Raw genomic sequence first — 16849 nt, forward strand, 5'->3', positions numbered from 1 at the left:
GTGACGGGGACCGAGCCGACCGCACCGCACATCGACACCACGCGGCCGCATCCGGCCAGGGTGTACGACTGGTTCCTGGGCGGCAAGGACAACTACCCCGTCGACGAGCGGCTCGGTCGGCAGATCGCGGCGGTGGACGGGGGCGGTGCGCCGCGGGCGGCCCGCGCCAACCGGGCGTTCATGCACCGGGTCACGCGCGCGCTCGCCGAGGACGGCATGCGCCAGTTCCTGGACATCGGCACCGGCATACCGACCGAGCCCAACCTGCACCAGGTCGCCCAGTCGGTGGTGCCCGACGCGCGGGTGGTCTACGTCGACAACGACCCGATCGTGCTGGCTCACGCGGGCGCGCTGCTGCGCGGCACGCCCGAGGGCGTGACGGAGTATGCGCAGGCCGACGCCCGCGATCCGCATGCCATCCTCGAACAGGCGGCCCGTGTCCTGGACTTCGGCCGTCCCGTCGCCCTGTCCCTGATCGCGCTGCTGCACTTCGTCGCCGACGAGGACGGCGCCCACGAGGTGGTGTCGACACTGGTCGAGGCGCTGGCGCCGGGCAGTTGTCTCGTGCTGTCGATGATGACGGCCGACTTCGAGCCGGAGAACGTCGAGAAGGGCATCGCCGCGTACGCGGCGGGCGGGGTGACGCTGGTCGCACGCTCCCGGGACGAGGTGGCCGCCTTCTTCGCAGGACTCGACCTGCTGGAGCCGGGCGTCGTCCCGGTCAACGCCTGGCGGCCCACTGGGGCCCCGAACGGCGCCGGCCCCATCTCGCTGTACGGCGCGGTCGCCCGAAAGCCCTGACACCCACCCGACCTCACCCCCCACCCGACACCCACCCGTACCTCACCCCCCACCCAGCGGAAACACCGCCCGTACCTCCCAGCCGTGCCCCGTGCGCGGTCCCGCGTGCAGGGTGCCGCCGAGGGCGGTGACCCGTTCGGCCAGGCCGACCAGGCCGAAGCCGCCGCCGTGCGCCGCGGCGGGGAGGCGGCTGCCGCCGCGGCCGTCGTCGCCGACCGTCACCTCCAGGCCGCCCCGGGACCGGCGCAGCCCGATGCGGATCTCGGCGGCGTCGGCCGCGTGCCGCCGTACGTTGGTCAGCGCCTCCTGCACCACGCGGAAGGCAGCCACCTGCACCTCGTGCGGGATGCCGGCATCGGCGAGGGCGGGATCGCGGTCGAGGGCGACCCGCTGTCCGGGGGCCGGGAAGCGGTCGGCCAGCTCGGCGACGCCCGCGAGATCGCCGACCGGGCGGTGACGGCCGCTCTCGGCACCGGTGTCGCGCAGCACGCCGACCGTGCGGCGCATCGACGCCAGTGCTTCGGTCGCCGCCTGCTCGATGCCGGCGAGGACGGGGTCCAGTTCCGCGGGCCGGTCGGCCGCCATCATGCGGGCCACCTGGGTCTGCACCAGGATCCCGGTGACATGGTGGGCGACGAAGTCGTGCAGGTCGGCGGCGATGGCCAGCCGCTCGGCGCGGCGGGTCTCCCCGACGGCGACGGTACGGCGGTAGTCGAGCGAGCGCAGATAGCCCGCGAGTCCCGCGACGACACCGACCAGGAGCAGCCCGACCGCGATGAAGCCGAACGTGTCGTCCGGCACGGACCGGCCCGTCCGCAACGGCGTCGCGAGCAGCGCCACCGCGTCGAGCAGCGCGCAGCCGGCGGCCCAGCGCGGCGGGCAGTGCCGTACGGCGACGAACAGCAGGCACAACAGGGCGACGACCTCACCGGGCCCGAAGGGGGCGGAATGGCCTGCCAGCAGGGTCCCGGCCGTGTAGAGGCCGGAGAGCAGCGCGGGTACCGCGGTGCGGACCTCGGGGCCGAGCCAGGCGGGCCGCCGGGCGGCCGGCCACAGCACCGCGGCGAAGGCGGCGACCAGCACGATGGTCACCGGCCACACGCTGTGGCCGGCGCCGCCGGTGGAGAGGACGTCGATGACACCGGCCGCGAGCAGTATCCCGACGGCGAAGCCCCGCAGGCAGCCCTGGGGGGAGACGGACTTCATGCCGATCACCGTAGACGCGGCCGGGCCCGGCGGGATCGGCCGAACGGCCGAGGGGCGCGGCCCGGCCGATGGCCGTACGGCCGAGGCGCGGGCCCGCGGGCGTGGGCGAGGGTGAGACCGCAGGTCACCCCTCGCCCTTCAGGAGTACGCGATGTGGAGCAGGTTCGTCATCGGGGTCATCGGCGCTGCCGTCGCCGTCACCGTGCTCGGGGCCGTCGGCACCCATGTGATCGCCGACCCCGAGTCCACCTCGCGGCTGGACGAGCACAGCACGGTCATGGTCGGCGGGCAGAGGGCGCTCGCCGCGGACGTCGTCGAGAGCCGCACCGAGCGCAGGTACCACCCGCTGCCCTGGGTCGGCACCAAGCTCTCCCGCGTCACCTGCCCGAGCGGTCTGAAGGCCGTCGCCGGGGCGAGCATCACCTGCACCGGCAGTAAGCCGGACGGCTCGACCGTCCACATCCCCGTCCAGGTGACCCGGGCCACGGACTCGGCTGTGACCTGGACCTTCGACCGCTGAGCGGCCGTAGCCGACCGGGGCTGTGCCGTACCCGACGGGGGCTCCGCCACCCGCGTCGGCCGGGCCGCCCCGCCGCTGCGGCATGATGCGGTCCATGAGCACCCCCGCCGCCAGTGCCCCGCCCATCCGGGTCCTGATCGCCGACGACCAGGCGATGGTCCGCACCGGCTTCCGGTTCTTCCTGGACGCACAGCCCGACATCACCGTGGTCGGTGAGGCCGCCGACGGCGAGGAGGCGGTGGCGCTGGCCCGCCGGCTGCGGCCGGACGTGTGCCTGCTGGACATCCGGATGCCCAAGCTGGACGGCCTGGCCGCGACCCGGCTGCTGGCCGGGCCGGGGGTCACCGATCCGCTGCGGGTGGTGGTGGTCACGACCTTCGACCTGGACGAGTACGTGTACGGGGCGCTGCGCGGCGGCGCCTGCGGCTTCCTGCTGAAGGACTCCGGGCCGACGCTGCTGGCGGAGGCGGTCCGCGCCGCCGCGGCCGGCGACTCGCTCGTCTCCCCGTCGGTCACCGTACGGCTGCTCAGGCATCTGACCGAGCCGGAGCGCGGCACCCCGCCCGGCCCGGCTCCCGCCCCGGTGACGGAACCGCTGACCGACCGGGAACTGGACGTCGTCCGGCTGGTCGCGGTGGGCCGGACCAACGCCGAGATCGCCGCCGAGCTGTATGTCTCGCTGTCCACGGTGAAGACGCACCTGTCCAGCGTGCAACTGAAGCTGGCGGCGCGGAACCGGGTGGAGATCGCGGCCTGGGCCTGGCGGCACGGGTACGCCCGCCCCGGCAGCTGAGTTACAGGCCGAGGAGGCGGGATATGGTCCGCAGCACGCCGTTGTCGTTGTTGGACGGGGCGAGGTGGCGGGCCCGGCGGACGACCTCCGGGTGGGCGTTCGCCATCGCGAAGGACCAGTCGGCGGCGTCGAGCATCTCCAGGTCGTTGAGGTAGTCGCCGAAGACCATGGTCTGCGCCGGTGTGATGCCGAGGGCCTGCTGGAGGCCGCGCAGCGCGGTGCCCTTGTCGGCGGTGCGGTTCATGACGTCCACCCAGTGCTCGCCGGAGACGACGACCTGGTGCGTGCCCGCGAAATCCGCCAGCGCCGGGGCGGTGGAGTGCTCGGCGGACCCGAAGTCGAACAGCGCGACCTTGATCACGTCGTCCTCGACGGCGGTGACGTCCTCGACGATCCGGTGCTCGACGTAGTACTTGCGCACCTCCGCCAAAAACGCCTCGTCGGCCCGCTCGACGTACGCCGCCCGCTTCCCGCACACCACGGCGCCGACGTCCACGCCGTCCGCGACCAGCCGCCGTACCGTGCGGGCCACCCCGGCGGCGACGGACCTGTCCAGGGTGTCGGAGCTCAGCTCCACGCCGTCGCGGACCACGTACGTGCCGTTCTCCGCGATGAACACCATGCCCTCGGCGACCTCCGCGAACTGCCGGGCCAGTGTGGCGTACTGGCGGCCGCTCGCCGGGCTGAACAGCACGCCGCGCCGGCGCAGTTCGGCGAGCATCGGCCACAGCCCGTCGGGGATCCGCTTGGCGTCGTCCAGCAGCGTGCCGTCCATGTCGGTGACGATCAACCGGATGTCGACGGGGCCGGCGGGCAGGCCGGGAAGGTCCAGGAGGGGTGTGGGCGTGGCGGGCATGTCCTGCTTCCGGTCGGGGACGGCGTACCGGTCCAGTGTTCCTCATGCGCCGGCCCGGCCCGGAGCGGCCCCGAACCGCCCACGGTAGGCGTTTCCCGGGACAGCGCGATCAACGGGCGGCACAATGACGGCGGAGACCCGCAACCGGAGAAGGGCGGCGACGTGACCGAGGGCCAGTCCCCGACGGGCGGACCGGGGAAGCTGAACACCTCCGTGGCGCACAACGCCCGGGTGTGGAACTACTGGATCGGCGGCAAGGACAACTACGAGGTCGACCAGCGGGTCGGTGAGCACGTCGCCGGGATGTTCCCGGTGATCCGGGAGGTGGCCCGCGCGGACCGGGAGTTCCTGGCCCGTGCCGTGCGGTTCGTGACCGCCGAGCGCGGGATGCGGCAGTTCCTGGACATCGGCACCGGCCTGCCGACGGTGGACAACACCCACGAGATCGCGCAGCGGATCGCCCCCGAGTCACGGATCGTGTACGTCGACAACGACCCGATCGTCCTCGTGCACGCCCGCTCGCTGCTCACCAGCTCCCCCGAGGGCGTCACCGACTACATCGACGCCGATGTGCGCGACCCGGACGTCATCCTGCAGGGCGCCGCCGAGACCCTGGATCTCGGCCGGCCGGTCGCGCTGATGATGCTGGGCATCCTGAACTTCGTCCTGGACACCGGCGAGGCCCGGGACATCGTGCGGCGGCTGATGGCGGCGCTGCCCCCGGGCAGCCACCTCGTCCTCACCCACCCGACCTACGACGCCGAGGTGGGCGGCGAGGGCAACCGGGCCGCGATGGAGTTCTGGAACGCCAACGCCACCCCGCCGATCACCGCTCGCAGCCGCGAGGAGATCTCCGGCTTCCTCGACGGCCTGGAGCTGGTCGAGCCGGGCCTGGTGCCCTGCTCGCAGTGGCGCGCCGGGTCGGCGTCCGCCGCCGTGGTGCCGCAGTACGGCGCGGTGGCCGTGAAGCCCTGAGCCGGCACCGGACGGACCCACGCCGAGGAGGACGTACAGCCCAGGAGGACGTACAGCCCAGCAGGACGCATGGCCGAGGAGGACGGATGACCACCCTTGCCGACCCCGTGCCCGGCGGGCGCCCGGAGGATCTGCGCCGGGTCGCCGGACTCATGGCGCGCCTGGCCGCCGAGGACGTGCGCGGGATCGTGCTGGCCTATGTGGACACCGCGGGCGTGTGCCGGGTGAAGACGATCCCGGCGGCGCGGCTGGAGGCGGCCGTGTCCTGGGGCGTCGGCATGTCCCCGGTGTTCGACACCTTCCTCGCCGGCGACTCGATCGTCACCACCGACGTCCTCGGCTCCCCGGACGGTGACCTGCGGCTCTATCCGGACCTGGACCAGCTGGTCACGCTGGCCGGGCAGCCCGGCTGGGCGTGGGCGCCGGTGGACCGGATCACCCAGGAGGGCGCCCGGCACCCCGGCTGTGCCAGAACCTTTCTGCGCCGGATCGTCGCCGACGCCGCCGAACGGCACGGCCTCACCTTCAAGGCGGCGATCGAGGTCGAGTGGGCGGTCGGGCTCGGCTCGGCGCCGCCCGGGGAGTTCGTGCCGGCGGTGTCCGGACCGGCGTACGGCGCGATCCGGCAGGTCGAGCTGAGCGACTGCACCGCCGATCTGCTGGCCGCGCTGGCCGCCCAGGACGTGGCCGTCGACCAGCTGCACCCCGAGTACGCCGCCGGGCAGTTCGAGGTCTCGGTGCACGCACTGGACCCGGTGGCGGCGGCCGACCAGAGCGTGCTGGTACGGCAGACGATCAGGGCGGTGGCGCAGCGGCACGGCCTCAGGGTGTCGTTCTCGCCCGCGGTGTTCGCCGAGGGCGTCGGCAACGGCGGCCATCTGCACCTGTCCTGCTGGCGCGAGGGCGTGAACCTGTACGCGGGCGGCGGGCGCCGGTACGGCATGACACCCGAGGCGGAGTCCTTCACGGCCGGGATCCTGGCCCACCTCCCGGCACTGACGGCGGTCACCGCGCCGAGCCCGGCCAGCTACCTGCGGCTCAAACCCTCCCAGTGGGCCGGGGTGTTCACCGCCTGGGGCCATGAGACCCGGGAGGCAGCGCTGCGGCTGGTCACCGGCACGGCGGGCCGCCGCGAGCAGGACGCCAACCTGGAGGTGAAGCCGGTCGACCTGGCCGCCAACCCCTATCTCGCCCTCGGCTGTGTCATCGCCGCCGGCCTCGACGGGCTCGCCTCGGCCCGCGCCCTCCCGGAGGAGGTCACCGGTGACCCGGTCCGGTACGGCACGGACGAGGCGGCGGCCCGCGGAGTGCGGCGGCTGCCGCGGTCGCTGCCGGGGGCCGTCGAGGAATTCCGGGCGGACCAGGTGCTGCGGGCCGCGCTGGGCCCCGTCCTGGCGGACGCGGTGAGCGCCGTACGGCTCGGCGAGGCGGCGGCCGCCGAGGACCTGGACGATGCCCGGGTGGCGGCGGCCTACCGCTGGGTGTACTGACCATGGCCACGCCGGGACCGGTCCACGAGGCCCTCGCCGAGCTGGAGTTGGTGGACCACCACTGCCACGGCGCGGTGTCGGCCGACCTCGGCCCCCAGGCGTTCGCCTCGCTGCTCACCGAGGGCGAGGCCTGGCCCGGCGTCTCGCCGTTCGACACTCCGGTGGGCGTGGCCGTACGCCGGCACTGCGCACCTGTGCTGGACCTGCCCCGGCATGCGCCGCCCGCCGACTACCTGGGCCGCCGCACGGAGCTGGGCTGGCGGGAGGTCAACCGCCGCTTCCTGACGGCCGCCGGAGCCGAGGCGTTCTTCGTGGACACCGGCTACGCCCCGCACCCGCTCACCTCGCCCACCGAACTGGCGCGGGCCGCCGGTGCCGCCGCCTATGAGGTCGTGCGCCTGGAGCAGGTGGCGGAGGCGGTGGCCGGGCGGGGCGTCGAGCCGGGCGAGTACGCGGCCGCGTTCCGGACGGCCGCCGAGGACGCCGTACGCCGGCCGGGTGTGGTGGCGGTGAAGTCGGTGGCCGCCTACCGCACCGGCTTCGCCCTGGACCCGGCGCGCCCGGCGGAGGCCGAGGTGACCGAAGCCGCCCGGCACTGGCTCGCGGGCGGCGGCCGGCTCACCGACCCGGTCCTGGTCCGGCACCTGTTGTGGACCGCCGTGGACCTGGGCCTGCCGCTGCAGCTGCACACCGGCTTCGGCGACGCCGACCTGCGGCTGCACCACGCCGACCCGGCCCTGCTGACCGACTGGCTCCGCCTGACCTCCGGCACGGTCCCCGTCCTGCTGCTGCACTGCTGGCCGTACCACCGCCAAGCCGCCTACCTGGCCGCGGTGTTCGAGCAGGTGTACCTGGACGTGGGCCTCGCCCTGCACCACACGGGCCCGGCCCGCTGCCGTGCGGTGCTGGAGGAGGCGCTGGAGATCACCCCGTTCCGCAAACTGCTGTACTCCTCCGACGCCTACGGGGTGGCCGAATTCCACCTCCTCGGCGCCCTGTGCTTCCGGCGGGGCCTCGCCGACCTGCTCCAGGCCCGCGTCGACGCCGACGAGTTGAGCCTGCCCGACGCCCTGCGGATCGCGGCCTGGACGGGCCGCGACAACGCCCTACGCCTGTACGGACCACTCGTATCCGCCCCGGCCCGAGATCCCAGCGGGCGCCGCACCCGGAAAGTATGATCAAGCAATGTCTGACATGACCGAGACCACGCCCGGCTGGCTGACCACGGACGAGCTGGAAATGGCCAGGGCCCGGATGCCGATCCTGTACGTCGAGGCCGTGCCCGTGCGCGTGGACGACAGCGGCGAAGTCACCAGCATCGGACTGCTGCTGCGGATCGGCCCGGACGGGACGGTCAGCCGGACCCTGGTCTCCGGCCGCGTCCTGCACCACGAGCGGGTCCGCGACGCACTGCTGCGCCATCTGGAGAAGGACCTCGGCCCGGTCGCGCTCCCCCGCATCCCCACCTCGCTCCAGCCCTTCACCGTCGCGGAGTACTTCCCGACGGCGGGCATCACCCCTTACCACGACCCGCGCCAGCACGCGGTGTCCCTGGCCTACATCGTCCCGGTCACCGGCGACTGCCGACCGCGTCAGGACGCGCTGGACCTCGTCTGGTTCAGCCCCCAGGAGGCCGCCTCCCCGGCCCTGCAGAGCGAGATGCCGGGCGGGCACGGGGTGCTGCTGAAGCAGGCGCTCGCGCACGTGGGCCTGACGTACTGACCTGGTGGCCCGCCCTCCCGCCCACTCTGCCGGCGGCGGCGCCTGACCCGCCTGTCTATCAGGCCGGTCAGGCCGCCGACCAGGGCTTTCGCCGACGCGTTCAGGTTGCGTTCAGGCTCGCGGCGACCCGTGGCAACAGCAGCACCAGAAGCCCCAAAACAATGGCAAAGGGGGCTGGGGAAAAGGCAGTTGGGCGTGCGAGTGTGCGGGCCATGAGCACAGAGCACGTCCTCGACCACCCGACCCGCGATCACGCACGCGCGCGCATACGCGAGAGCGCGAACAAGGTGCCGGAGGTGACCGTCTACTTCTGGATCGTCAAGGTCCTCACCACCGGCATGGGCGAGACCGCCTCCGACTTCCTGGCCCATCTGCTGGGCCCGATCCCGGCGGTCGGCCTCGGCGGTCTCGCGTTCGCGGCGTCGCTCGTGCTCCAGTTCGCCGTCCGCCGGTACGTGGCCTGGATCTACTGGACGGCGATCGTCATGGTCAGCGTGTTCGGCACGATGGCCGCGGACGTGCTCCACGTGGGCCTCGGGGTTCCGTACACCCTGTCCACGCCGCTGTTCCTGCTCGCCCTGGCCGCCGTCTTCGCCCTCTGGTACGCCTCCGAGCGCACCCTGTCCATCCACTCCATCCGCACCCGGCGCCGCGAGCTGTTCTACTGGGCGGCCGTCCTCGCCACCTTCGCGCTGGGGACCGCCGCGGGCGACCTCACCGCCACCATCGGCCTCGGCTACCTGGGTTCGGTCGCCCTGTTCGCCGTGGCGATCTGCGTCCCGGCCGTCGCCCACCGCACGAGCCTGCTGGGCGCGGTGACCGCGTTCTGGGCGGCGTACGTCATCACCCGCCCGCTCGGCGCGTCCCTCGCCGACTGGATGGCTCTGCCGGTCAAGCGGGGCGGCCTGGACTGGGGCCTGGGTCCGGTGACGCTGTCCTGGACGGTGGCGATCGTCGGCTTCGTGGCGTTCCTGGCGATGTCGCGGCGGGACGTCCGCGCCGTCTGAAGCCGCCCGCAGCATAGGAGAGGGCCTCGCCCGGCAGCGCCGGCGAGGCCCTTTCCCCTGCGCCACCGGCCGCCGGCCCACGACCTGGCCAGGGCGCCGATGCCACAATCGAAGTGGACGTTTGTGCTGACGGGCCGTGTCACGCCGTCGTCCCTCAGGGACACCCGCAAGGACAGGGGTCGTGTCAGGAGGCCGCAATGGCGGGAGAGAAGGCGGGGAGACAGCCCGGCCAGCCGTACCTCCCCGACCTGCACATGCGGCTGCGTTCCGAGCTGGGCCGGATCGACGAGCAGCTGCGCGCCCTGCTGACCTCCATGGACCGGCTGCAGGGCCTGCTGGACGCGGTGGTGTCCATCAGCCGTGAGGTGGAACTGCCCGCGGTGCTGCACCGTATCGTGACGACCGCCATGGACCTGGTCGGCGCCCGCTACGGAGCCCTCGGCGTGCTCGACGAGTCCGGAGAATGCCTGGAGCAGTTCATCTCGGCCGGTCTGTCCGAGCAGGAACGCGTTGCCCTGGCCGAGGCCGGACTGCCTCGTGGTCTGGGCGTCCTCGGCCACCTGATCCGCTACCCCGGCCCGCTGCGGATCGACGACATCCAGGGCCACCCTTCCTCCGCCGGATTCCCGCCCGGCCACCCGCACCTGCGCACCCTGCTCGGCGTCGCCATCGCCGTGCGCGGCGAGATCTACGGCGACCTCTACCTCTCCGAGCGGCGCGACGGACAGCCCTTCGACATGCACGACGAGAACGTCGTCGTCGCCCTGGCCAGCGCCGCCGGCATCGCGATCGAAAAGGTCCGCCTGTTCGAACGGATTCGCGTCGGGGCCGAGCAGTTCCAGCGGCTTCTGCTGCCCACACTGCCCGACCTGCGGCCGTTCACCGCCGCCGCGATCTACCGGCCCGCCGCCGAGCCCAGTCAGCTCGGCGGGGACTGGTACGACGCCATCCCGCTGTCCGACGACGTCGTGGCGGTGGTCATCGGCGATGTGGTCGGCCATGATCTGCAGGCCGCGGCCGCCATGGCCGCCATCCGCAACATGCTGCGCGCCCTCGTCATCGACCGGAGCAGTCCGCCCGGAGCGGTCCTCTCCCAGCTCGACCGGACCCTGGAGACGGTCCGGAACAATCGCATCACGACCACCACACTGGCCCGCATCGAACCGGAAGGGTCGGGCTGGCGACTGCGCTGGAGCACCGCCGGCCACGTCCCGCCCATGCTGGTCACCCGTGAACACCACGTGGTCTGTCTGCTCGCCGAGCCCGGACTGCCGCTCGGCGTCGACACCAAGCAGCCCCGCCCGGACCACTCCCGCCTCCTGCCCCCGGAGGCCACCGTCGTCTTCTTCACCGACGGGCTGATCGAGCATCCCGGCCATTCCATCGACGAGAGTCTGAGCGAACTCGCCGGTCTGGCCGCGGTCCATGCCGCCCTCCCGCTTCCGGAGTTCGTCCGGACACTCGCCGATCACCACCCCAGCGACGGGCACGACGACATGGCCATCCTCGCCCTGCGCACCCCGCCCGCCTGACCCTCGGGCCGGCGGCCTGCCGTGGAGGATCCGGGGGATCCGGCGGATGATGGGTTCGGGGCGATGTCACCCCGGAGGTCGCCCTATGGCTGTCGCGCCGCACCAACGACTCCGGCGCAGTGGTCCGGCCGCCCTGGAGATCTGTGCCATCGCCGCGCTGTACTACGGCTCGGCCAGGCTGGGACTGCTCCAGCAGCTGGTACGCGGCCAGGTCACCCCGCTGTGGCCGCCGAGCGGTATCGCGGTGGCGGGCCTGCTCCTGCGCGGCCCGCGGGTCTGGCCCGGTATCGCACTGGGCGCGTTCCTGGTCAACTTCTCGCTGGGGCCCTCGCTCCCGGCCGTACTCGGCATCGTGGCGGGCAACACCCTCGCGCCCGTCTGCTCCTACCTGCTGCTGCGCCGTACGGGATTCCGTGCGGAACTGGACCGGCTGCGGGACGCGCTCGCACTGATCTTTCTCGGTGGGTTCACGGGGATGCTGGTCAGCGCGACGACGGGCAGCGGGACCCTGGTCCTCGCCGGGGTGCTGAGCACCGGCGACTTCTGGCCGACGTGGTCGGTCTGGTGGACCGGCGACGCGATGGGCGTCCTAGTGGTCACGCCGGTCCTGCTGGTCCTGCGCTCGGCACGCCTGCCGGGGAAGGCGCCGCCGTCCCGGTGGGCGGAGTCCCTGCTGCTTGTGACGGCCACGGCCGGTGTGGGATTCCTCGTCATCAGTCACGCTCCCCTGCTGTTCCTCGGGTTCCCGCTGCTGATCTGGGCGGCCTTCCGCTTCCAGCTGGCCGGCGCCGCGCCCTGCGCGCTCGCCACGTCGACCTTCGCGATCATCGCCGGGGCCGAGAGATCAGGCCCGTTCGCCGGTCACGACCTGCTCACCAGGATGATCACCCTGCAGGCCTTCAACGGTTCCGCCGCGCTGACCGCGCTCCTGCTCGCGGCGGTCGTCAGCGAGCGGAACCAGACCCAGCGCGAGATCGCGCGGGCCTGCGGGCAGCTCGCCTCGATGGCGGCCAAGATCGCCGCCGGCGACCGCCGCCCGGCGCTCCCCGACACACAGGGGGCGCAGGACGACCCGCGGACACGACAAAGGCCGTCTCCTCATCCCTGAGAAGACGGCCTCCGACCGGCATCAAAGCTGGTCGGGACGACAGGATTTGAACCTGCGACCCCTTGACCCCCAGTCAAGTGCGCTACCAAGCTGCGCCACGTCCCGGTGCCGTTTGACCTGGGGTTTCCCTGGTCGAAACGTGCAGGGAAACAATACCGCACTCCGCTCGGTGGTCGCGCATCACTTTCCCGGTTGACCTCAAGCTTGGTTGAGGTTACACGCTCTTCAGCATGACGATCACAGCGGACGAAAGCCGCACGTACGGGTACGACGACCTGCCCGGGCTGATGAGTCTCATGACCGGCGACGAGAAGCACGGCCCGGCGGCCACCTCCACCCTCGACGTGCTGTGGGTGCTGTACGACCGGGTGCTCCGGGTGACGCCCGAGCGGCGGGACGATCCGGTCCGGGACCGGTTCCTGCTGAGCAAGGGGCACGGACCCATGGCGTACTACGCGGTGCTGGCCGCGAAGGGGTTCGTGCCGGTGGAGTGGCTGCCCGGATTCGGGTCGTACGGCTCCCCGCTCGGGCATCACCCGGACCGGGTGCTGGTGCCGGGCGCCGAGATCGGCAGCGGGTCGCTCGGGCACGGGCTGCCGATCGCGGTGGGCAGCGCGCTGGGGCTGCGGGCGCAGGGGCTGCGCGATCCGGCGGTCTGGGTGCTGATCGGGGACGCCGAGCTGGACGAGGGCAGCAACCACGAGGCGATCGCCTTCGCCGGGCCCGCCGGCCTGGAGCGGCTGCACACGATCGTGGTCGACAACTCCTCCGCCAGCCATGCCCGGCCCGGCGGGATCGCCGCCCGGTTCGAGGCGGCGGGCTGGTCGGCGGTGACGGTCGACGGGCGTGATCACGAGGCCCTGTACGCCGCGTTCACCGCTCCCCATCCCGGACGGCCGCACGTCGTCGTGGCCCGGGTCGAGCCGAAGACCGTCTGACTCTCACCGCTCCTGGAAAGGGCACAGCTTCATGGACACCATGCGTGACCGTTTCGCCCCCGTCGTCTCCCGGCTGCTGGACGAGGACCCGCGCCTCGCGGTGGTCCTCGCCGAGATCGGCAAGGACGGCTTCCGCGAGGCCATGGCCCGGCATCCCGACCGGGTGATCAATGTCGGCATCCGCGAGCAGTTGCTGGTCGGGGCGGCGGCAGGGCTGGCGCTGACCGGGCTGCGGCCCGTGGTGCACACCTTCGCCAGCTTCCTGGTGGAGCGGCCGTTCGAGCAGGTCAAGCTGGACCTCGGGCACCAGGACACCGGGGCGGTGCTGGTGAGCGCGGCGGCCTCCTTCGACTGGCCGGCCGGCGGCTACACGCACATGGCCCCGGGTGACGTGGCGCTCCTCGACACCCTGGACGGCTGGACCGTGCATGTGCCCGGGCATCCGGACGAGGCCGAGACACTGCTGCACCACGCGGTCGCGGCGGGCGACGACAAGGTCTACGTACGGCTGTCCGTGCAGTCCAACCGGCAGGGGCGGGTGGTCGACGGCAACCGCCTCGTCACGGTCCGCGAGGGCCGGCGCGGTGTGGTCGTCGCCGTGGGACCGCTGCTGGACCCGGTCCTCGCCGCAACGGAGGGCCTGGACGTGACCGTGCTGTACGCGACGACGGTACGGCCCTTCGACGCGGCAGGGCTGCGCCGGGCCACGGAGTCGGCGGGCGCCGATGTCGTCCTGGTCGAACCGTATCTCGCGGGCACCTCGACGGCGGCGGTGAGCGAGGCCCTCACGGACGTACCGCACCGCGTCCTGGGCCTCGGCGTGGGCCGCCGCGAGCTGCGCCGCTACGGCACCATCGAGGAACACATGATCGCGCACGGGCTGGACCCGGCGGCCTTGCGCGAGCAGATCGTACGGTTCGCGGCGCCCACCCGCCGGGCCGGATGAGCGCCGTGCGCGACTGCGGGCGCGTGGGGGCTGATCGCGCAGTTCCCCACGCCCCTTCAGGGCGCCTGCGCATCCGCCCGGACCAGGTCGCGTATCGCCGGAACCGCGAGCAGCGCCGTGGCCACGGCCAGGCTGGTCGCGGCGGAGATCAGCAGGACGTGACCGGCACCGAGCGCGTCGGCCGCCGGGCCCGCGAGGGCCTGGCCCACCGGCATCATGGCGAGGGAGCCCGCCACGTCGTAGGCGTGGATGCGGTTGAGGACATCGGGCGGGACCTGGGTCTGGACGCTGGTCGCCCACATCACGCCCCAGAACGACATCCCCGCGCCGGCCACGGCCGCCCCGGCCGCCATCGCCGGCACGCCGAGGCCCGCGCCGACGGCCGCCGGGAAGCCGAAGAAGGCGAACAGGGAGAGCGCGCCCGCGCGGAGCATGCGGCGGGGCCGGAGCCGGAGGGCGAGCAGGCCGCCGACGACCGTGCCCGCGCCCAGCGCGGAGTTGACCAGGCCGTAGGCTCTCGCGCCGTGCTGCTGGACGACCTCCGTGGCCACGAGCGGGACGCTCGGGCCCCAGACCGCGATCATGTACAGGCACCAGACCGCGATCACGCCCCACAGCCAGGGCCGGGACCGGAACTCCCGCCAGCCCTGGACCAGATCGGCCCGGAAGGCACGCATCCCGCGGGCGGTGGCGGCACGGGTGCCCGCGGGCAGCGGTGGCAGCCGGAGCAGCAGCAGGCACAGGGCGCTGACCGCGTAGGTGGCGGCGTGCGCGGCGAACACCCCGCCGGGCGAGGCGAAGCCGACCAGGAGGCCGGCGACGGCCGGGCCGGCGAGCTGGGCCGCGGACTCGGCGATGCGGATCGCGCCGTTCGCACCTTGGACGTCGGCGGCCAGCCGGGGCACCGTACTGGCCACGCCCGGCTGGAAGACCGCGCCTGCCACACCGCCCACGACGCCGATCGCGCAGATCTGCCACAGCACCACGTGCCCGGCGAAGAACAGGCCCGCGGCGAGGGACTGGGTGACGAGCCGGACCAGGTCGGCGCCGATCATCAGCCTGCGGGTGCTGAACCGGTCGGCGATGACCCCGCCGAAGACGACGAGACCGGCGAACGCGGCCGCCGTCGAGGCCATGGCGAGGCCGACCGCGCCCGCGCCGTACCCGTGCTCCAGCAGGCCGGCGGCGAGGGCCACGGGCAGCATGGTGTCGCCGAGCCGGGCGACGGCCCTGGCCACGAAGAACAGCGCGAAGTCACGTGACCAGACGCCCTGCCCGCCGGTCCCGACGCCGGCTGCCCCCCGCGTGGTGATGCCGTCCCGTGAGTCCGTTCCCGTCATCGCGGATGCTCCCTCCCCGCCGCCCCCTGCGGTGGCCCGTCCCGGCCGCGCCGCGCGGGATCATGCCATGCCCGGCTCGCGCGCAGGGGGCATTTTCACTTCCCGGGCGGCAGCCCCAACTCGGGGTAGGCGTCGAGGAGTCGGGGCGGGGCCGCCTGGCGCCAGGAGTCGGCGAGGATGTCCCGCAGCTCGTCCTCGTCCTCCAGTGCGGCGAGTCTCGCTCTCACCCAGGCGAACTGGGCCTCGTGATCGGCGATCCAGAACTTCCCCGGCTCGGCCTGCACCAGTTCGTCGCGCTCCTCCTTGGGGCAGCGCACGGCGATGGACGTCTCGTCCTCGGGCAGGGTCGCGAACATCTTCCCGGCCACCCGGAACGTGGGCATGCTCCAGGCGATCTTCTCCGTGGTGTCCGGCAGGGACAGGGCGATACGGCGTACGTCTTCAGCATCCGGCATGCAACGCACCGTAGCTCCCGGCACTGACAGTCACCCTCGAAGCCGCTTGAAATACAGCGTCGTCGGCCGCAGCTCCCCCGTGGGAGAAGCCGCGTAGTCGGGGATGGTGCCGGCCGGGGTCCAGCCGGCCGAGCGGTAGAGGTGCTCGGCGGGGCTGCCGGTCTCGGTGTCGAGGTGGAGCAGGGTGATCCCGGCGGCAGCGGCCGCGTCCTCGGCGGTGGTGAGGAGGCGGCGGCCGAGTCCTTGTCCGCGCGCGGAGCGGTGGACCATCAGCTTCACCAGTTCCGCGCGGTGGCGGCTGTTCTGCTTGTCAGGGTGGGCGAGGCTCACGGTGCCGGCCGGCCGGCCGGTGTCGTCGAGGGCCGCCCATACGGCGAGCCGCCCCGCCGCCGTAGCCTCCGCCCGCTCCCGCCACCAGGTGACGGCGTCGTCGTGGGCGAGCGGTGCCAGGAAGCCGACCGAGGCACCGCCGGCCACGGTGTCGGCCAGCAGCTCCGCCAACTCCCGTGCCCGCTGCCGTACTTGTGCGGCGCTCCAGCGTTCCACCCTCACGGTCGCACCACCGCAAGCACATAGCGCGCCTCGACGGGTCCGGCGCAGCGGAACCGGGTCGGGCCGAAGACCCGCATCCGCAGGCAGTCGCCCGGGTCGAGGTGGTGGACCTGCTGCCCGTCGGTCACCTCCAGGGCGCCGTCGAGCACCCAGAGATGCTGTTCGAGGCCGGTCACGGGCGGGCGGTCGTAGGCGATGTCGGCGCCGGGCGCGAGCCGGCCCTCGACCAGTTCGCCGCGCAGGCCGGCGTGCGGCGGGGAGACGGAGCGCCGGACGAAGCCGGAACCCCGGTCCTCCCAGATCTGCTGGTCGGCGGCGCGCACCAGCGGCGCGGGTTCGGCCTCGACCTCGCTGAGCAGTTGGGACATGGTGCGGCCGTAGACATGGCAGAGCCGGTTCAGCAGGGCGGCGGTGGGGCTGGTCTCCGCGCGTTCGGCGCGTGACAGGGTCGACCGGCTCACCCCGCTGCGCTCGGCCAGCTCCCCCAGGGACCAGCCGTGCTGGGCGCGCAGTTCGGTCAGCCGGGCGCCGATGCGGGTGTCGAGGGGATCCTCTGGGCTTCTCATATCCGGGACGCTATCCCGGATATGAGACAAGCGGGTTACGCG

Annotated in this window: 18 protein-coding genes and 1 tRNA gene; 12 read left to right on the forward strand and 7 right to left on the reverse strand. The window is 73.2% G+C overall.

What is annotated here, in order from left to right; genetic code table 11:
• A complete protein-coding gene (locus ACWC0C_RS06600; RefSeq protein WP_450862121.1) occupies nt 1-801 on the forward strand; it encodes an SAM-dependent methyltransferase in 801 nt (266 codons plus the stop codon).
• A gap of 42 nt (nt 802-843) precedes the next feature.
• Here the strand turns inward: ACWC0C_RS06600 and ACWC0C_RS06605 are convergent, their stop codons facing one another.
• On the reverse strand, nt 844-2007 hold the full coding sequence (locus tag ACWC0C_RS06605) for a sensor histidine kinase (protein ID WP_450862123.1): 1164 nt from the start codon (nt 2005-2007) through the stop codon (nt 844-846).
• 151 nt (nt 2008-2158) lie between these two features.
• On the opposite strand from ACWC0C_RS06605, the gene ACWC0C_RS06610 reads away from it, so the two are divergent.
• On the forward strand, nt 2159-2527 hold the full coding sequence (locus ACWC0C_RS06610; protein ID WP_450862124.1) for a DUF4333 domain-containing protein: 369 nt from the start codon (nt 2159-2161) through the stop codon (nt 2525-2527).
• A gap of 94 nt (nt 2528-2621) precedes the next feature.
• On the forward strand, nt 2622-3320 hold the full coding sequence (locus ACWC0C_RS06615; protein WP_449199098.1) for a response regulator: 699 nt from the start codon (nt 2622-2624) through the stop codon (nt 3318-3320).
• Between the two features lies 1 nt (nt 3321).
• On the opposite strand, the gene ACWC0C_RS06620 is transcribed toward ACWC0C_RS06615, so the two are convergent.
• Nucleotides 3322-4176, reverse strand: a complete 855-nt coding sequence (locus ACWC0C_RS06620) for a Cof-type HAD-IIB family hydrolase (RefSeq protein ID WP_450862127.1) — start codon at nt 4174-4176, stop codon at nt 3322-3324.
• Nucleotides 4177-4338: 162 nt separating this feature from the next.
• On the opposite strand from ACWC0C_RS06620, the gene ACWC0C_RS06625 reads away from it, so the two are divergent.
• The 7 genes from ACWC0C_RS06625 (at nt 4339) to ACWC0C_RS06655 (ending at nt 12010) form a co-directional block, all read left to right on the forward strand.
• On the forward strand, nt 4339-5151 hold the full coding sequence (locus ACWC0C_RS06625; protein WP_449199096.1) for an SAM-dependent methyltransferase: 813 nt from the start codon (nt 4339-4341) through the stop codon (nt 5149-5151).
• A gap of 86 nt (nt 5152-5237) precedes the next feature.
• A complete protein-coding gene (locus ACWC0C_RS06630) occupies nt 5238-6641 on the forward strand; it encodes a glutamine synthetase (protein ID WP_450862128.1) in 1404 nt (467 codons plus the stop codon).
• Between the two features lie 2 nt (nt 6642-6643).
• Nucleotides 6644-7819, forward strand: coding sequence for an amidohydrolase family protein (locus tag ACWC0C_RS06635; protein ID WP_450862129.1), 1176 nt, complete (start codon nt 6644-6646; stop codon nt 7817-7819).
• A gap of 16 nt (nt 7820-7835) precedes the next feature.
• Entirely contained in the window at nt 7836-8363 is a 528-nt protein-coding gene (locus ACWC0C_RS06640; RefSeq protein ID WP_450862267.1) for an NUDIX hydrolase family protein, read from the forward strand.
• 212 nt (nt 8364-8575) lie between these two features.
• Nucleotides 8576-9370: a COG4705 family protein gene (locus tag ACWC0C_RS06645; RefSeq protein ID WP_450862131.1), complete on the forward strand. Its 795-nt coding sequence runs from the start codon at nt 8576-8578 to the stop codon at nt 9368-9370.
• Nucleotides 9371-9624: 254 nt separating this feature from the next.
• Nucleotides 9625-10902 carry a PP2C family protein-serine/threonine phosphatase gene (locus tag ACWC0C_RS06650; RefSeq protein ID WP_450862269.1) on the forward strand — a complete coding sequence of 426 codons (1278 nt, stop codon included), beginning with the start codon at nt 9625-9627 and terminating at the stop codon, nt 10900-10902.
• 85 nt (nt 10903-10987) lie between these two features.
• On the forward strand, nt 10988-12010 hold the full coding sequence (locus ACWC0C_RS06655) for an MASE1 domain-containing protein (protein ID WP_450862133.1): 1023 nt from the start codon (nt 10988-10990) through the stop codon (nt 12008-12010).
• A gap of 28 nt (nt 12011-12038) precedes the next feature.
• Here the strand turns inward: ACWC0C_RS06655 and ACWC0C_RS06660 are convergent.
• Nucleotides 12039-12115, reverse strand: a tRNA-Pro gene (locus ACWC0C_RS06660).
• Between the two features lie 125 nt (nt 12116-12240).
• Here ACWC0C_RS06660 and ACWC0C_RS06665 point away from each other — a divergent pair.
• Both ACWC0C_RS06665 and ACWC0C_RS06670 read left to right on the forward strand, forming a co-directional pair.
• On the forward strand, nt 12241-12948 hold the full coding sequence (locus ACWC0C_RS06665; protein WP_450862135.1) for a transketolase: 708 nt from the start codon (nt 12241-12243) through the stop codon (nt 12946-12948).
• A gap of 31 nt (nt 12949-12979) precedes the next feature.
• On the forward strand, nt 12980-13894 hold the full coding sequence (locus ACWC0C_RS06670) for a transketolase family protein (protein WP_450862136.1): 915 nt from the start codon (nt 12980-12982) through the stop codon (nt 13892-13894).
• Between the two features lie 56 nt (nt 13895-13950).
• On the opposite strand, the gene ACWC0C_RS06675 is transcribed toward ACWC0C_RS06670, so the two are convergent.
• From ACWC0C_RS06675 to ACWC0C_RS06690, 4 genes are all read right to left on the reverse strand, one after another.
• Nucleotides 13951-15234, reverse strand: coding sequence for an MFS transporter (locus ACWC0C_RS06675; RefSeq protein ID WP_450862137.1), 1284 nt, complete (start codon nt 15232-15234; stop codon nt 13951-13953).
• A 95-nt stretch (nt 15235-15329) separates the two neighbouring features.
• Nucleotides 15330-15689, reverse strand: coding sequence for an MmcQ/YjbR family DNA-binding protein (locus ACWC0C_RS06680; protein ID WP_449199088.1), 360 nt, complete (start codon nt 15687-15689; stop codon nt 15330-15332).
• A 30-nt stretch (nt 15690-15719) separates the two neighbouring features.
• Nucleotides 15720-16235, reverse strand: coding sequence for an N-acetyltransferase family protein (locus ACWC0C_RS06685; RefSeq protein ID WP_450862271.1), 516 nt, complete (start codon nt 16233-16235; stop codon nt 15720-15722).
• A 2-nt stretch (nt 16236-16237) separates the two neighbouring features.
• Nucleotides 16238-16807, reverse strand: a complete 570-nt coding sequence (locus ACWC0C_RS06690; protein WP_450862139.1) for a helix-turn-helix domain-containing protein — start codon at nt 16805-16807, stop codon at nt 16238-16240.
• Nucleotides 16808-16849: the final 42 nt, after the last annotated feature.

The sequence above is a fragment of the Streptomyces sp. NPDC001709 genome, from assembly GCF_053596375.1.

What these genes read in the sequence shown, in the direction of transcription:
- ACWC0C_RS06630 (WP_450862128.1), top strand. Translation starts at nt 5,238, where the DNA reads ATGACCACCCTTGCCGACCCCGTGCCCGGCGGGCGCCCGGAGGATCTG.
- ACWC0C_RS06690 (WP_450862139.1), bottom strand. Translation starts at nt 16,807, where the DNA reads ATGAGAAGCCCAGAGGATCCCCTCGACACCCGCATCGGCGCCCGGCTG.
- ACWC0C_RS06655 (WP_450862133.1), top strand. Translation starts at nt 10,988, where the DNA reads ATGGCTGTCGCGCCGCACCAACGACTCCGGCGCAGTGGTCCGGCCGCC.
- ACWC0C_RS06635 (WP_450862129.1), top strand. Translation starts at nt 6,644, where the DNA reads ATGGCCACGCCGGGACCGGTCCACGAGGCCCTCGCCGAGCTGGAGTTG.
- ACWC0C_RS06645 (WP_450862131.1), top strand. Translation starts at nt 8,576, where the DNA reads ATGAGCACAGAGCACGTCCTCGACCACCCGACCCGCGATCACGCACGC.
- ACWC0C_RS06670 (WP_450862136.1), top strand. Translation starts at nt 12,980, where the DNA reads ATGGACACCATGCGTGACCGTTTCGCCCCCGTCGTCTCCCGGCTGCTG.
- ACWC0C_RS06675 (WP_450862137.1), bottom strand. Translation starts at nt 15,234, where the DNA reads ATGACGGGAACGGACTCACGGGACGGCATCACCACGCGGGGGGCAGCC.
- ACWC0C_RS06620 (WP_450862127.1), bottom strand. Translation starts at nt 4,176, where the DNA reads ATGCCCGCCACGCCCACACCCCTCCTGGACCTTCCCGGCCTGCCCGCC.
- ACWC0C_RS06605 (WP_450862123.1), bottom strand. Translation starts at nt 2,007, where the DNA reads ATGAAGTCCGTCTCCCCCCAGGGCTGCCTGCGGGGCTTCGCCGTCGGG.
- ACWC0C_RS06650 (WP_450862269.1), top strand. Translation starts at nt 9,625, where the DNA reads ATGCGGCTGCGTTCCGAGCTGGGCCGGATCGACGAGCAGCTGCGCGCC.
- ACWC0C_RS06610 (WP_450862124.1), top strand. Translation starts at nt 2,159, where the DNA reads ATGTGGAGCAGGTTCGTCATCGGGGTCATCGGCGCTGCCGTCGCCGTC.
- ACWC0C_RS06640 (WP_450862267.1), top strand. Translation starts at nt 7,836, where the DNA reads ATGACCGAGACCACGCCCGGCTGGCTGACCACGGACGAGCTGGAAATG.
- ACWC0C_RS06680 (WP_449199088.1), bottom strand. Translation starts at nt 15,689, where the DNA reads ATGCCGGATGCTGAAGACGTACGCCGTATCGCCCTGTCCCTGCCGGAC.
- ACWC0C_RS06665 (WP_450862135.1), top strand. Translation starts at nt 12,241, where the DNA reads ATGACGATCACAGCGGACGAAAGCCGCACGTACGGGTACGACGACCTG.
- ACWC0C_RS06615 (WP_449199098.1), top strand. Translation starts at nt 2,622, where the DNA reads ATGAGCACCCCCGCCGCCAGTGCCCCGCCCATCCGGGTCCTGATCGCC.